The 14,042-nt window shown below is 74.3% G+C and carries 15 protein-coding genes; 8 read left to right on the top strand and 7 right to left on the bottom strand.

Going from position 1 to position 14,042, the window contains the following annotated elements:
- Positions 1-129: 129 nt before the first annotated feature.
- Positions 130-975, top strand: coding sequence for an endonuclease domain-containing protein (locus MICAU_RS08170; RefSeq protein WP_013284830.1), 846 nt, complete (start codon positions 130-132; stop codon positions 973-975).
- A 146-nt stretch (positions 976-1,121) separates the two neighbouring features.
- Here the strand turns inward: MICAU_RS08170 and ligD are convergent, their stop codons facing one another.
- Complete coding sequence (gene ligD, locus MICAU_RS08165) at positions 1,122-2,147, bottom strand: non-homologous end-joining DNA ligase (RefSeq protein WP_013284829.1); 1,026 nt, start codon at positions 2,145-2,147, stop codon at positions 1,122-1,124.
- A gap of 47 nt (positions 2,148-2,194) precedes the next feature.
- On the opposite strand from ligD, the gene msrB reads away from it, so the two are divergent.
- Entirely contained in the window at positions 2,195-2,605 is a 411-nt protein-coding gene (msrB, locus tag MICAU_RS08160) for a peptide-methionine (R)-S-oxide reductase MsrB (protein ID WP_013284828.1), read from the top strand.
- Positions 2,606-2,613: 8 nt separating this feature from the next.
- Here the strand turns inward: msrB and MICAU_RS08155 are convergent, their stop codons facing one another.
- On the bottom strand, positions 2,614-2,889 hold the full coding sequence (locus MICAU_RS08155) for an isoamylase early set domain-containing protein (protein ID WP_013284827.1): 276 nt from the start codon (positions 2,887-2,889) through the stop codon (positions 2,614-2,616).
- Between the two features lie 155 nt (positions 2,890-3,044).
- Here MICAU_RS08155 and MICAU_RS08150 point away from each other — a divergent pair, with 155 nt between their 5' ends.
- The 4 genes from MICAU_RS08150 to MICAU_RS08135 all read left to right on the top strand — a co-directional run bounded on the left by MICAU_RS08150 (position 3,045) and on the right by MICAU_RS08135 (position 5,821).
- Complete coding sequence (locus tag MICAU_RS08150; protein ID WP_013284826.1) at positions 3,045-3,305, top strand: hypothetical protein; 261 nt, start codon at positions 3,045-3,047, stop codon at positions 3,303-3,305.
- A gap of 52 nt (positions 3,306-3,357) precedes the next feature.
- On the top strand, positions 3,358-4,035 hold the full coding sequence (locus tag MICAU_RS08145; RefSeq protein ID WP_013284825.1) for a hypothetical protein: 678 nt from the start codon (positions 3,358-3,360) through the stop codon (positions 4,033-4,035).
- Between the two features lie 137 nt (positions 4,036-4,172).
- Positions 4,173-4,616, top strand: a complete 444-nt coding sequence (locus tag MICAU_RS08140; protein WP_013284824.1) for a GNAT family N-acetyltransferase — start codon at positions 4,173-4,175, stop codon at positions 4,614-4,616.
- A gap of 104 nt (positions 4,617-4,720) precedes the next feature.
- Positions 4,721-5,821 carry a lytic polysaccharide monooxygenase gene (locus tag MICAU_RS08135; protein WP_013284823.1) on the top strand — a complete coding sequence of 367 codons (1,101 nt, stop codon included), beginning with the start codon at positions 4,721-4,723 and terminating at the stop codon, positions 5,819-5,821.
- Between the two features lie 95 nt (positions 5,822-5,916).
- On the opposite strand, the gene hemQ is transcribed toward MICAU_RS08135, so the two are convergent.
- Genes hemQ through hemE form a run of 3 tightly spaced genes read right to left on the bottom strand, consistent with a single transcriptional unit; the run spans position 5,917 to position 9,125 of the window.
- Complete coding sequence (gene hemQ, locus MICAU_RS08130; protein WP_013284822.1) at positions 5,917-6,618, bottom strand: hydrogen peroxide-dependent heme synthase; 702 nt, start codon at positions 6,616-6,618, stop codon at positions 5,917-5,919.
- Positions 6,615-8,024 (bottom strand): protoporphyrinogen oxidase, encoded by a 1,410-nt coding sequence (gene hemG, locus MICAU_RS08125; RefSeq protein WP_013284821.1) that lies wholly within the window; start codon positions 8,022-8,024, stop codon positions 6,615-6,617. The genes hemQ and hemG overlap by 4 nt, the downstream gene beginning before the upstream one ends.
- Before the next feature lie 9 nt (positions 8,025-8,033).
- Positions 8,034-9,125 carry a uroporphyrinogen decarboxylase gene (gene hemE, locus MICAU_RS08120; protein WP_174361702.1) on the bottom strand — a complete coding sequence of 364 codons (1,092 nt, stop codon included), beginning with the start codon at positions 9,123-9,125 and terminating at the stop codon, positions 8,034-8,036.
- A 173-nt stretch (positions 9,126-9,298) separates the two neighbouring features.
- Here hemE and MICAU_RS08115 point away from each other — a divergent pair, with 173 nt between their 5' ends.
- Positions 9,299-9,871, top strand: coding sequence for a DUF3000 domain-containing protein (locus tag MICAU_RS08115; RefSeq protein ID WP_013284819.1), 573 nt, complete (start codon positions 9,299-9,301; stop codon positions 9,869-9,871).
- Positions 9,872-9,940: 69 nt separating this feature from the next.
- On the opposite strand, the gene MICAU_RS08110 is transcribed toward MICAU_RS08115, so the two are convergent.
- Both MICAU_RS08110 and MICAU_RS08105 read right to left on the bottom strand, forming a co-directional pair.
- Positions 9,941-10,756 (bottom strand): hypothetical protein, encoded by an 816-nt coding sequence (locus tag MICAU_RS08110; RefSeq protein WP_013284818.1) that lies wholly within the window; start codon positions 10,754-10,756, stop codon positions 9,941-9,943.
- An 87-nt stretch (positions 10,757-10,843) separates the two neighbouring features.
- Complete coding sequence (locus tag MICAU_RS08105; protein ID WP_013284817.1) at positions 10,844-12,403, bottom strand: S1C family serine protease; 1,560 nt, start codon at positions 12,401-12,403, stop codon at positions 10,844-10,846.
- A 232-nt stretch (positions 12,404-12,635) separates the two neighbouring features.
- Here MICAU_RS08105 and MICAU_RS08100 point away from each other — a divergent pair, with 232 nt between their 5' ends.
- Positions 12,636-13,955, top strand: a complete 1,320-nt coding sequence (locus MICAU_RS08100; RefSeq protein ID WP_013284816.1) for a ribonuclease D — start codon at positions 12,636-12,638, stop codon at positions 13,953-13,955.
- The last annotated feature ends 87 nt before the right edge of the window (positions 13,956-14,042 follow it).

Genomic DNA, 14,042 nt, shown 5'->3' with positions numbered 1-14,042 from the left:
CACCTCGAATGCGCTCTATGTGGCTTTTGGGAACGACCACAACTCCAAGATCGACGGGGAGCACCGGCGCGGAGGGGACGGCTGTCCACAGGGGCGGACTTTGCGGGCGGCGGGCGGGAAGGTGGGCGGGTGTGGCGGTACGGGGAGTTGCTGGCGGGCGGGATGAGCCGCGGGGCGGTACGGCACCAGGTGGGGGCGGGACTGCTGGGCCGGCTGTCCCGGGGTGTCTACGGCTGCACCGACGACGAGACGAGCCGGTTGCGCGCGCTGTTCCGGCGACTGCCGCCGGGAACCGTCGCGGGATTCCACACCGGCGCGCGACTGCACCGGTTCGGGGCGGTGCCCGGCGACCGGGTGCACGTGATCGTGCCGCCCGGTGTGAGTGCCCGGCGGATCCGGGGCGTGGCGACGCATCAGACGGTGCTGCCGGTGCCGGACGCGGTGGAGATCGCCGGCATCCCCTGCGCGCCCGCCGCCCGCTGCGCCGTGGATCTGGCCCGGGTGATCCGGCGGGCGGACGCGCTGCCGGTGCTCGACCTGTGCCTCCGTGTCGGCGCCTGCCGCCGCGAGGACCTGCTCACCGAGGTGGCGTGGCACGCCGGCCTGCGGGGAGTACGGCAGGCGGGGGAACTGATCGCGCTCGCCGACCCGCGCCCGGAGTGCCGCCAGGAGAGCCAGTTGCGTCTGTTGCTGATCGACGGCGGGCTGCCGCCTCCGGAGCCGCAGCTGTGGGTTCCCGACCGGGACGGGATCCCGATCTACCGCCTCGACCTGGGCTATCGCGACCGGCGGATCGGCTTGGAGTACGACGGCGGATCCCACCTCGACCCCGGCCGGCTGCACCACGATCGATCACGGCTCAACTGGCTGGCCGAGCACGGCTGGCGCATGCGGGTCTACACCGCCACCGACCTCTACCGCCGCTCCCGGCACATCGTGGCCACCGTGCGAAGCATGCTCACCGCTCCCGCCTGAGCCGTGGTCACCCGAACGCGGCGCACGCCGCGCCACCCCACGCCGCGCCCACTCCGCGGTCGAGTGGAACGTCACGGGTGTCTCAGGGCCTCGGAGACACCCATGACGTTCCACTCGCCGAAAACGAGACCGGACCAGGGACCGCGTCAGGGGCGCGGGCGGTCGCGGTCCTTCGACGGCTGGACCCGCTTGGGCTCGCCGGGCATCTTCGGGTATTCCGGCGGGTAGGGCATGTCGCCCAGGCCGTCGGCGGCGTCCCGCTCGGCCCACTCCAGCAGCGGCGTGATGTCCCACGGGGCGTCGTCGATGCCGGCGTGCGGGTCGCCGCGCTCGGCGAATCGGGCCGGCACCGTGCCCAGGTGGAAGTCGTCCGGGTCGACCTCGGGCAGCTCGTCCCAGCCGACGGGGGTGGAGACGGTGGCGCGGGCGTTGGCGCGCAGCGAGTACGCGCAGGCGATGGTGCGGTCCCGCGCCATCTGGTTGAAGTCGACGAAGACGCGCTCGCCGCGCTCCTCCTTCCACCAGGCGGTGGTGACCAGCTCGGGGCGACGGCGTTCCAGCTCCCGGGCCAGCGCGATGGTGGCGCGGCGTACCTCCACGAACGTCCAGCGCGGCTGGATGCGCAGGTAGACGTGCACGCCCCGGCCGCCGGAGGTCTTCGGCCAGCCGGGCACGCCCAGCTCGTCGAGCAGACCGCGCAGCTCACCGGCGGCGGTCACCGCGTCGGCGAAGTCGGTGCCGGGCTGCGGGTCGAGGTCGACGCGCAGCTCGTCGGGGCGGTCGGTGTCGGCGGCGCGCACCGGCCACGGGTGGAACACCACTGTGCCCATCTGCGCCGCCCAGGCCACGTGCGCCAGGTCGGCCGGGCACAGCTCGTCGGCCGGGCGGCCGCTGGGGAAGGCGATCCGCGCGGTGCTGACCCACGGGGGCACGCCCCGCTGCGGCACCCGCTTCTGGAAGAACATCTCTCCCTCGATGCCGTCGGGGAAGCGCTGGAGCGTGGTCGGCCGGTCGCGCAGGGCGCGCATGATCCCGTCGCCGACGGCCAGGTAGTAGCGGAAGACGTCGGCCTTCGTGAAGCCGCGCTGCGGGAAGATCACCCGATCGGGGCTGCTCAGCCGCACCGCGTGCCCGGCCACCTCGATCTCCTCGACCGCACCCTTGCCCGCCATCACGCGACCATATGCGATGCCACCGACACCCGACGTACCGTGGAACGGTGAGTCTTTCCGACAACGAACTGCCCCGTACCGAGGACGAATGGCGCGTGCGGCTGAGCCCTGAGGAGTTCCGGGTGCTCCGCGAGGCCGGCACCGAGGCGCCCTGGACCGGTGAGTACGTCGACACCAAGACCCCCGGCGTCTACCACTGCCGGGCCTGCGGGCTGGAACTGTTCCGCAGCCAGGACAAGTTCGACTCGCACTGCGGCTGGCCGAGCTTCGACGACGCCATCCCGGGCGCGGTCAAGGAGATCCCGGACAACACGCTCGGCATGCGGCGCGTGGAGATCCGCTGCGCGCGCTGCGACAGCCACCTCGGGCACGTCTTCGAGGGTGAGGGCTTCACCCCGAAGGACACCCGGCACTGCGTCAACTCGATCTCGGTGCGGCTGGAGCCCAGCGCCGGCTGACGGCGGCGTCAGAGCCGCAGCAGGCCGCCGGCCTCGTCCACCTGGTCGGCGGCCTCGTCGTCCAGCCACACCCCGCCGGTGGCGAGGTAGCGGAAGCGGTACTCCCCCGGCTTCAGCCGGACCGTCACGGTACGCGTGCCGTCGCGGCGCGGCACCAGCTCGTGCCGGCCGGGCTCCCAGCCGTTGAAGCAGCCGACCACGCTCACAGTGCCGGCCGGGGTGTCCCGGGGCAGCGAGAACGTCACCCGGGTCTGGTTGCCGAAGAGCTTGTTGCGCTTGATCACGAATCCTCCGGGGATTTTCGGCGGTCACAGCAGTCAACGCGCGACACGCCGGGAGCGACTCGCCGTGGGGCCGGATCAGGTTCGCCGGTTCCGGTTGCTCGAAGGTGTCGTCTGCGCGACTCTCGGATGACAGGTCCGTTTTCGGGGGGTTTCGCATGGCTGCCTGCGAGGTTTGCGGCAACGACTACTGGATGGCGTTCGAGGTGCGCACCGTCGACGGGTCGCGGCACACGTTCGACTGCTTCGAGTGCGCGGTGCACAAGATGGCGCCGATCTGCGAGCACTGCCAGATCAAGATCGTCGGGCACGGCGTCGAGGTCTCCGGCCGCTTCTTCTGCTGCGCCCACTGCGCCCGCGCCGTCGAGGGCGAGCAGGGCGCCGAGGTACGCGACGCGGTCGGCGCCCGCCCCGCCTGACGCGGGCGCTCCCGGGGCGGCACCGGCGTCGATCTCCGTCTAGCATCCCTCCGTGACCCGACGGTTGATCATCGCGGCGGCACTCGTCACCGTCCTCGCGGGCTGCTCCCCCGCCACCGAGCCCGGCGCCGCGACCGCCCCCGATCCGGCGCTCGTCGCGCCCTCACCCACCGACGGCGGGGCCGCCGCGGCGCTGCGCGACCGGTACGCCGCGACCGGCGACCTGGCCGGCCTGGCCGAGAAGCCCGAGCACGCCAGTGAGCGGCTCGACTCCGACGGTGTCGCCTGCGGTCGTCCGCTGCCCCTGCTCGACCGGCGGCTCGTCGCGTCCACCCGGGTCTTCGTCACGCCGGAGGGCACCCCGGCCGGCGAGTTCGTCGAGATCGCCCAGGAGACGGTGGTCTACCCGGACGAGCCGACGGCCGCGGACGCGGTACGGCAGGTCTTCGGCCTGCTGGAGGCGTGCGAGCGCGACGAGGAGGAGGGCCAGGTGACCACCGGGCACACCGCGGGGGACCTGCCCGCCGGGCTGGGCGTGCCGGGCCGGGTGGTGTCGGCGACCATGACCGTGTCCGACGGCACGCGCTTCCCGCACCGCTACGGCTGCCTGCACCGGGGCCGGGTGACCCAGTGCGTCGCGGTCTGGACCCGCTCGGCGGCCGACACCGGCACCTGGTTCGAGCGCGCCGTCACCGCCACCGCCACCGGGCTGCGCACGTCGAAGGGCTGAGCAGCGCCGGCCCGGCCACGCCGAACCGCCGCGCGTTGAGCCAGCACACCGGGACCGCGCCGGCCCGGCGCGCCGAGCCGACGTGCCGCGCCAGGGGGAGCACGACCGGGCGGAGACGCGCCGCCTACCCTGGGCCGATGCCCGTCGAGTCCCACCTGGCAAGCTTCGCCGACCTGGACACCAGCACCTTCCACGACCTGCTCCGGCTGCGCATCGACGTGTTCGTGGTCGAGCAGTCCTGCCCGTACCCGGAACTGGACGGCCGGGACGTCGAACCCGGCACCCGCCACCTGTGGCTGAGCCGCGACGGCGCCGTGGTCGCGTACCTGCGGATCCTGGCCGACCCCGGCGGCGTCGCACGGATCGGGCGGGTGGTGGTGGCGCCGGCGGCCCGCGGCGCGGGCCTGGCCGGCGCGCTGATGACCGAGGCGCTCGCCGTGGTGGGTGACCGGCCGTGCGTGCTCGACGCGCAGACGCATCTGGTCGGCTTCTACGAAGGGCTCGGCTTCGAGGTCAGCGGCCCCGGCTACGTCGAGGACGGCATCCCGCACACTCCGATGCGCCGCGACCCAACTCATTGACGTTCGTCGCTTTCTGTGGCAGCGTGCGGGCGGAGCCGCCACGCGGGAGAGGGCAACTCCCGAGTCCGGGCGTCGTGCACCGACACCCTTCCCGGAGGCTTTCCATGTCCACTCCGTACCGCCGCCCGCTACCGCTCGCGGCGGCGATCCTCGGCGTCTGCGCGGTCGTCGCGGCGCTGCTCACCACCGCGTTCTCCGGCCCGGCCTCGGCGCACGGGTCGGTGGTCGACCCGGCGTCGCGCAGCTACAGCTGCTGGCAGCGTTGGGGCGGTGACTTCCAGAACCCGGCCATGGCCACCCAGGATCCGATGTGCTGGCAGGCGTGGCAGGCCGACCCGAACGCCATGTGGAACTGGAACGGCCTGTTCCGCGAGGGCGTGGCCGGCAACCACCAGGGCGCCATCCCGGACGGGCAGCTCTGCAGCGGCGGCCGCACCCAGAGCGGCCGGTACAACGCGCTCGACACGGTCGGCGCCTGGAAGACCGTGCCGGTGACCAACAACTTCCGGGTCAAGTTCTTCGACCAGGCCAGCCACGGTGCCGACTACATCCGGGTGTACGTGACCAAGCAGGGCTACAACGCGCTCACCTCGCCGCTGCGCTGGAGCGACCTGGAACTGGTCGGCCAGATCGGCAACACGCCGGCCAGCCAGTGGACGCGTGAGGTGGACGGCGTGTCGATCCAGATCCCGGCGAACGCGCCGGGCCGCACCGGCCGGCACGTCGTCTACACGATCTGGCAGGCCAGCCACCTGGACCAGTCCTACTACCTGTGCAGCGACGTGGACTTCGGCGGGTCCGGCCCGACCACCCCGCCGACCAGCACGCCGCCCACCAGCACCCCGCCGACGAGCACGCCGCCCACCAGCCCGCCGCCGACCACGCCGAACCCGGCCGGTGGCTGCACCGCGACGTACGCGATCACCGGTTCGTGGGGTGGCGGTTTCCAGGCCGACGTGAAGGTGACGAACGGCAGCGGTTCGCCCATCCGCGGCTGGTCGGTGAGCTGGAACTACCAGAACGGCCAGCAGGTCAACTCGGCGTGGAACGCCACTGTGACAACGAGCGGAACGCTCGTCACGGCACGCAACGTGGCCTACAACGGCTCGCTCGCGCCGGGTGCGAGCACCTCGTTCGGCTTCACCGGCTCGGCCGGTGCGACGAACCCGGTGCCCAGCATCGTGTCCTGCACGACGACCTCCTGACGACCGCCGTCCCGGTCGGGGCCCTGCTCGACACCGTCGCGGTGTTAAGCGGGGCCCCTTCCTCTACCGCAGGCGTTAAGAAGGTGCCCTTCCTTTCACACCAGGCAGTTGACGATGGCGGCGACCGAGCGACGGCGGCCGGTGTAGAACGGGATCTCCTCCCGTACGTGCCGGCGGGCGCCGGAGGCGCGCAGGTCACGCATCAGGTCCACGATCCGGTGCAGCTCGTCGGCCTCGAACGCCAGCATCCACTCGTAGTCGCCGAGCGCGAACGAGGCGACCGTGTTGGCCCGCACGTCCGGGTAGCCCCGGGCCATCTTGCCGTGCTCGGCCAGCAGCTCGCGCCGCTCGGCGTCGGGCAGCAGGTACCACTCGTACGAGCGCACGAACGGGTAGACGCACAGGTAGGCGCGGGGCTCCTCGTCGTTCAGGAAAGCCGGGATGTGGCTCTTGTTGAACTCGGCCGGGCGGTGCAGCGCCATCTGCGACCAGACCGGGGTGAGCGCCCGGCCCAGCGTGGTCCGGCGGAACCGCAGGTACGCGTCCTGCAGCGCGTCGCTGGACGACGAGTGCCACCAGATCATCAGGTCGGCGTCGGCGCGCAGCCCGGCCACGTCGTACGTGCCCCGGATCGTGACGTCCTTGCCGGCCAGCTCGGTGAAGAGCGACTCGACCTCGTCGACGACGTTCTCCCGCAGCGACGGCAGCGGGCTGGTGGCCCGGTACACCGACCACATCGTGTAGCGGATGGTCTCGTTGAGCTCGCGCAGCCGCGCCGCGTTGGTCTGCTCGGTCATGCTGCCGATCCTTCCAGTGCCGTGATGATCTCTTCGGCCGCCGTCTCGCCGGAGCGGACGCACACCGGGATGCCGACGCCGTCGTAACCGGCCCCGGCCACTGCAAGCGTCGGGTGGGCGGCGCGCAGCGCCGTCCGGACCGCCGCCACCCGGGCGGTGTGCCCGGGCGTGTACTGGGGCAGCGCGCCACCCCACCGCTGCACGTGCCGGGCCACCGGCGCCGGCAGCGGCGCGCCGAGCACCGCCGACAGCTCCCGGTGCACCGTGTCGGCCAGGTCGTCGTCGGTGAGCTGCAGCGACGTCTCGTCGCCGTACCGGCCCACCGAGGCGCGCACCAGCGCCAGCCCGTCCGGCCGCCGCAGGTGCCCCCACTTGGTGGTGAAGAACGTGGACGCCTTGATCGTCAGCCCTTCGCCGGCCGGCACCAGGAAGCCGGACAGCTCCGGCAGGGCCGGCCCCGGCAGCGCGAGGGTGATCAGGGCGACGCTCGCGTAGTCGAGCGCGCCCACCGTGCCGGCCGCCTCGGGCGCGGCGGCGGCGAGCAGCCGGGCGGCCGGGCGGGCCGGCACCGCGAGCACCACCGCGTCCGCCTCGACGTGCTCGGCGTCGCGGGTCGGCCCGACTGTGAGCCGCCAGCCGTCCGGGGTGCGGCGCAACTCGCGTACCGCGGCGCCCCGGCGGATCGTCGCCCCGCTCGCCGCCGCCGCCGCCTCGACCAGCGTGCTCAGCCCACCGGCGAGCGTGCCGAAGACCGGTGCGCCGGGCGCGCGCGGCGCGGCGGCCTGCGCGGCGCGTACCGCACCGACCAGCGTGTGCTCGGCGCGGGCCGCGCGGGCCAGCGCCGGCATCGTGGTGACGAGCGACAGGTCGTCGGCCCGCCCGGCATACACGCCGCCGAGCATCGGGTCGACCAGCCGCTCCACCACCGCGTCTCCGAGACGCTTGCGGACCAGCTCACCGACCGAGGTGTCCTCACCCTCGGCCAGCAGCGGGTGGCCCGCGTCGCGGTCGGCGTCCGCGGCCGGCGGCGCGACCGCCGCCACCTTGTCCAGATCCCCGGGTACGCCGACGAGCGTCCCGCCCGGGACCTGGCGCAACGTGCCGTCGACGAGCAGGGCCGCCTGCCCGACGGTCGGGTGCACGATCGACGCGTCCAGTCCGAGGCGGCGGGCCAGCGTCACCGCCGCCGACTCGCCACCGGCCGGGTCGCGCATCAGGAACGACTCCGCGCCGAACTCGACCGGGCCGCCGGCCAGCTCACCGGTGTGCAGCTTGCCGCCGAGGCGGCCGGACTGCTCGTACACGGTGATCTCGGTGCCCTCGGGCGCCCGGTCGCGCAACCGGACGGCGGCGGCCAGCCCGGTGATCCCGCCACCGACGATCGCCACCCGCCACGGTCGCACCACTGTCTCCTCCTAGCGCTCCGGTCGCGCGGTCAGCTCGTGCACCAGCGCGACCACCCGGGTCAGCACCTCGGGGTCGGTCTCCGGCAGGACGCCGTGACCGAGGTTGAACACGTGGCCGGGAGCGGCCCGGCCCTGCTCGACGATGCGCCGCACCTCGGTCTCCACCACCGGCCATCCGGCGAGCAGCACCGTCGGGTCGAGGTTGCCCTGCACCGCCTTGTCCGGCCCGATCCGGCCGGTGGCGACGTCGAGCGGCGTCCGCCAGTCCACGCCCACCACGTCGGCGCCGGCCTCGCCCATCGCGCCGAGCAGCTCGCCGGTGCCCACCCCGAAGTGGATCCGCGGCACACCGGCGTCGGCGAGGCCGCCCAGCACGTACGTCGAGTGCGGCAACACGAAGCGGCGGTAGTCCGCCTCGGAGAGCGCGCCGGCCCACGAGTCGAACAGCTGCACCGCGGAGACCCCGGCGTCGATCTGCACCTGGAGGAACGCCAGCGTCACCTCGGCCAGCCGCGCGCACAGCGCGTGCCACAGCTCCGGGTCGCCGTACATCAGCGCCTTGGTCTTGGCGTGCGTACGCGACGGGCCGCCCTCGACCAGGTAGCTGGCGAGCGTGAACGGGGCGCCGGCGAAGCCGATCAGCGGGGTGTCGCCCAGCTCGACGACGAGCCGGCGGACCGCCTCGTCCACGAACGACACGTCGTCGCGGCCGATCGGGGTGATCCGCTCGACGTCGGCGGCGGTACGGACCGGCTCGGCCACCACCGGGCCGGTGCCGGGCACGATGTCCAGGTCGATGCCGGCCGCTGCGACCGGCACCACGATGTCGCTGAACAGGATCGCCGCGTCCACGCCGTGCCGGCGCACCGGCTGGAGCGTGATCTCGGTGACCAGGTCGGGCCGGCGGCAGGACTCCAGCATCGGCACGTTGGCCCGGATCTCCCGGTACTCCGGCAGCGACCGGCCGGCCTGGCGCATGAACCAGACCGGGGTGTGCGGGCCCGGCTCGCGCCGGCAGGCGCGGACGAAGGGCGAGTCGGCCGGCCCGCCGCGGCGGGGTTCTCCGTCTCGGGCGGCAGTGCCCGTGGTGTCGGTGGTCATCGCGGCAATCGTGCCACGCCCCCGGTGCGCGCCCGCGTTCACCGTCCGCATTTGTGACGTAGAAGGAAGGGCCCCCGCTTAACGCCTCCGGTAGCGGAAGGGCCCCTTCTTAACCGTCGATCACCCGGCGCGCCGTCGCGCGCCGCGCGGTGAGCGCGGCATAGGCTGCCCGCATGGCCCCCCCGATCGCGCTCCCGGAAACGTTCGCCCGCGCGGTCGCGGGGCTGCGATCGGCCACACCCCGACCGGAGATCATCCTGGAGGAGGTCGGCGCGCCGCAGCGGCTGGCCCCGTACGCGTTCGCGCTCTCCGCCGCCGTGATGCGCGACGACGACGAGGTGGCCACCGGCCGGCTGATCCTGCTGCACGACCCGGCCGGGCACGAGGCGTGGCAGGGCACGCTGCGGCTGGTCACATACGTCACCGCCGAACTGGAGGTCGACCTGGCCAGCGATCCGCTGCTGCCCGGTGTCGGCTGGACCTGGCTGACCGACGCGCTCGACGCGCAGGGCGCCGGGCACCGGGCGATCGGCGGCACAGTCACCCAGACGCTCTCCACCCGCTTCGGCGAGCTGGCCGGGCCGCCCGCCGCCGGTGACATCGAGATCCGCGCCTCCTGGACGCCGCTGCGCGCCGACCTGGGCCCGCACCTGCTCGGCTGGTGCACGCTGCTGGCCTCCACAGCCGGCCTGCCGCCGCCCGGCGTCACCGCGCTGCCCACCCGCCGCTCCGCCGGCGCCGCCTGACCGCACCCCGCCCGGGGACACACGAAAGGCCGCCCCGGACGAACCGGGACGGCCTTCGGTGGACGCCGGTCAGAGGTAGTTCTCGGCCTCGTCGCAGATCTTGTCCAGGCCCTTGCTGGCCGCCTCGAAGGCGGCCCGGTCGCCGCGCGACGCCGCCGCCATGGCCGTGGTCAGCTTGTCCAGGCAGTTCGCGATGACCTTCTTCTGCCGGGCCTGCTCGTCCCGGTCGTTCTTGGTGCCGGTCAGGTCCTGCTGGGTGTCCGACAGCCGCTCCTGGACCGCCTTCAGCTCACCCTTGAGCTTCTCCATCTCCTGCTGGTTCGCCGAGATCGTGCCGTCCCGCTGGCTGACCGTCTGCCGGGACTTGTCCAGCTCGCCGTTCGTGGAGACGTACAGGAACGTCATCACGCCGCCGAAGACGAACAGCAGCGCGGCGACGAGGCCGAGCACCAGCGCCGCCCACTTCCTGCCGCCGCCGGTGGCCGGCGGGGCACCCACCGGGCCGTACGGGCCGGGCGGCCCGGACATCGGCGGCGGCCCGAAGCCGGGGCCGGACACCGGCGGAGCCGACGCGGGCGGGACCGACATCGGCTGCGCGTAGCCGGGGGCGGAGACCGGCGGGACGGAGACCGGCGGCGCCGACATCGGCTGCGCCGGCGGGGGCACCGGGGCGGCGCCGGGCGCGTATCCCGGCTGTCCCGGCGTGGCGGGCTGGTATCCGCCGTACCCGGGGGCGCCGTCGGACACGGTGGGCTGGTGCAACGTCGGCGCTGGCTGGTTCGGGTCGTACTGCTGGGGCGCGGGCCGGCTGCCGTACGGGTTGCCGTAGACCGTGCCCCCCGGCGCCGGGGGCGGGTTGTCGCCCCCGGCCGGTGGGTAGGACATGTCGTTCCTCCAGATGTGCTGGTCCCCCGCGGGGTGGCCCGATGGGCCGGGGTCGATGCGGTGCGGCCGGGCCGGTGCGGCCACCGGTCAGCAGAGCCGGAACCGGTCGCAGGCGGTCTTGATCGGCACCGCGAGCCCGATGCCCTCGGCGTTGCGGGCCTTGGCCGTGGCGATGCCGACGACCTCCTTCGAGCCGTTGATCACCGGGCCGCCGGAGTTGCCCGGGTTGATCGGCGCGTCGAACTGGATCACCGGGCCGCCGCCGCGCTCGTCCTCGCGGAACGCGCTGACCACGCCCGTGGTGACGCTGTCCTGCAACCCGAGCGGCGCGCCGACCACGATGATCTGCTGACCCGACCGCACCGGGTCGCGGGCCGCGACCAGCCCGGTGAACTTGGCGGTGGTCTGCAGCTGCGCCAGGTCCTTGTCCTTGTCGGTGGCGATGATGGTCGCCTCGAACCGCTGGTCCTTGCGCTCCAGGAACACCTTGCGCTCACCCGCGGTGAAGACCGACTCGACCACGTGGAAGTTCGTCAGCAGCGTGGTGCCGCCGCCGGACGGGGCCTTGCCGACGGCGAACGCCGTACCGGTGAACTGCCCGGCCCGCACCCGGAACACGCTCGGCAGCACCGCGCTGGCCACCGCCTCCGGGTTGAAGGCCGCGCCGGCCTTCTTCTCCAGGCTGCCGGCGCGCTGCTCCAGGCCGTCGAGCCGGCTGGCGTCCGTGCCCTGCCCCTCGGCCATCCGCTTGTCGGCGGCGGCGAGCCGGTCGTCGAGCCGGTAGATCTGGTACGCCTGCACGCCGGTGACCACCGTCAGCACGGCGGCAAGGGCCAGCGCCACCACCGCCACCCGGCTGCGCCGCGCCGGCTGCGCACCGAAGCCGGCCGGGCCGCCGACGGGGGCCGCCTGACCGGGGTACGCGGAACCGGGCTGGGACGGCGCCGACACCGGCTGCCCCGGGTAGGCGGGCGCGGACACCGGCTGGCCGGGGTACGACGGGCCGCTGCCGGACAGGCCCGGATACGACGGTGCGGCGGGCGCCCGGTCCGGGTACGACGACGAGCCCGGCCCGCCCGGATAGGACGGTGACGCGGCCGGCTGGCCCGGATAGGACGGTGACGCGGAGACCGGCTGGCCCGGATACGACGGTGACGCGGCCGGCTGGCCCGGGTACGCCGGGGCGGCGGACCGGGAGGTCTGCGCCGGTACGGCGCCGAAGGACGACGGCTGGCCCGGCGCGGAGCCGTAGGACGGCTGGGCCGGCGCGGAGCCGTAGGACGGCTGGCCAGGTGCGGTGCCGTAGGACGACCGGCCCGGCTCGGACGGCGTGGTGCCGTAGGACGGCTGGCCCGGCTGGGCCGTGGCGGGCGGGGTCGCGACGCCGGACGAGGCCGCGTAGGGCGTCGGCTGCGGCGTGCCGGCCGGGTCCGGGAGACCCGGGTAGCCGGCGGGCGGCTGGACCGCGGCCCGCGCCGGGTAGCCGGGGGTGCCGGCCCACTCGGATCCACCGGGGAACGATCCCGGCACCGGGGCCGAACCGGCGGGCGGGGCGAAGCGCGGCGGCAGCGGCCCCGGCCGGTCGGCTGCCGTGTCGCCGCCGCCGTGCCCCGGCACGTCGTCGCCGGTTCCGTACCCGCCTGTCATGCTCGACCGTCCTCCCCGTCGGCTTCGCCGACGCCCCCCGACCCGCTGCGGCACCCGTACGCCGTTCGCGGCTCGATGGACCGTACCGGCGGGAACGGGCTTTGTCTTCCCCCTTGTCCGACCCTCTCACGGCCCCGCAACCCGCACCTTTCCGGTCACCTGACGGCCATCGCGCCGACACACGCCGGACCGGCTGCGCACACCGGATCGTCCGGCCTACTAGGGTTGTCAGGTGACCGACGAACCACCCCTGCGCCGTCGGGCCGCCGAAAGCCGTACCGGGGAGGCGTCCGCCCAGCCGACGTCGGCCCTGCCGGAGCCGGCGGACGCGGGGTCCGAGACCGACACGGGCGCGGCCGTCCCTCTGACCGCGCCGCGCGACGGCACGCCCGCCCCGGTGGCCACACCTGCCGAGTTGGACGAGGTCGTGGCCCGCTTCGCGGCCGGCACCGGCCCGGTGGCCCTCGATGCCGAACGCGCCTCCGGCTACCGCTACAGCCAGCGCGCCTACCTGGTGCAGCTGCGCCGCGGCGGCGCCGGCACCGCGCTCATCGACCCGCTGCCGCTGCCCGACCTGTCCGCCCTGGACGCGGTGATCGCCGAGACCGAGTGGGTGCTGCACGCGGCCAGCCAGGATCTCGCCTGCCTGGCCGAGGTGGGGCTGCGCCCGCGCCGGTTGTTCGACACCGAACTGGCCGCCCGGCTGGCCGGTTTCGAGCGGGTCGGCCTGGCCGCGCTGACCGAACAGCTGCTCGGGTTCAGCCTGGAGAAGCACCACTCCGCCGCCGACTGGTCGAGCCGGCCGCTGCCGGAGTCCTGGCTGACGTACGCGGCGCTCGACGTCGAACTGCTCGTCGACCTGCGCGACTCGCTGGACGAGGAGTTGCAGCGGCAGGGCAAGTCGGGCTGGGCGGCGGAGGAGTTCGACGCGCTGGTGCGCAACGGCGCCTCGCCGCGCGTCCGCGCCGAGCCGTGGCGGCGCACGTCCGGCATCCACCGGGTGCGCGGCGCGCGGGCCCAGGCCCGGGTGCGTTCCCTCTGGTACGCGCGGGACCAGATCGCCTCCCGCCGGGACGCCGCGCCGGGCCGGGTGCTGCCCGACTCGGCCATCGTGGCCGCCGCCGAGCTGGACCCGAAGGACGAGAAGACGCTGCTCACGCTCCCCGGGTTCGGTGGGCGGTCGGTGCGCCGGCTGGCGCGTACCTGGCTGGCGGCGCTGGACGACGCGCGCCAGTTGCCGGACGACGCGCTGCCGGTGAGCCCGGCGGTGGAGGGTCCGCCTCCGCCGCACCGGTGGGCCGAACGCGACCCGGTGGCGGCCGGGCGGCTGGCCCGGGCCCGGGAGGTGGTGGTCGGCACCGCCGGGGCGCACCGGCTGCCGGCGGAGAACCTGATCGCGCCGGACTCGATCCGCCGGCTGGCGTGGCAGCCGCCAGCGGAGATCACCGACGAGACGGTCGCGGAGACGCTGCGCGGCTTCGGTGCCCGGGAGTGGCAGATCGGGCTGCTCCTGCCCGCGTTGACAGAGGCGTTGCACACCCCGCAGCAGTGACGGCCGCGGCCGGGGTGTGAGGTGGGCCACGCGGGGGGTGGTGCCACGTCTGGTTACTGGCGAGTAGCATCCGGGGAAATGCCCGTG

This window comes from Micromonospora aurantiaca ATCC 27029, from assembly GCF_000145235.1.
In the GTDB taxonomy this organism is placed as follows: domain Bacteria; phylum Actinomycetota; class Actinomycetes; order Mycobacteriales; family Micromonosporaceae; genus Micromonospora; species Micromonospora aurantiaca.
This window is presented reverse-complemented; position numbering and strand designations above follow the sequence as displayed.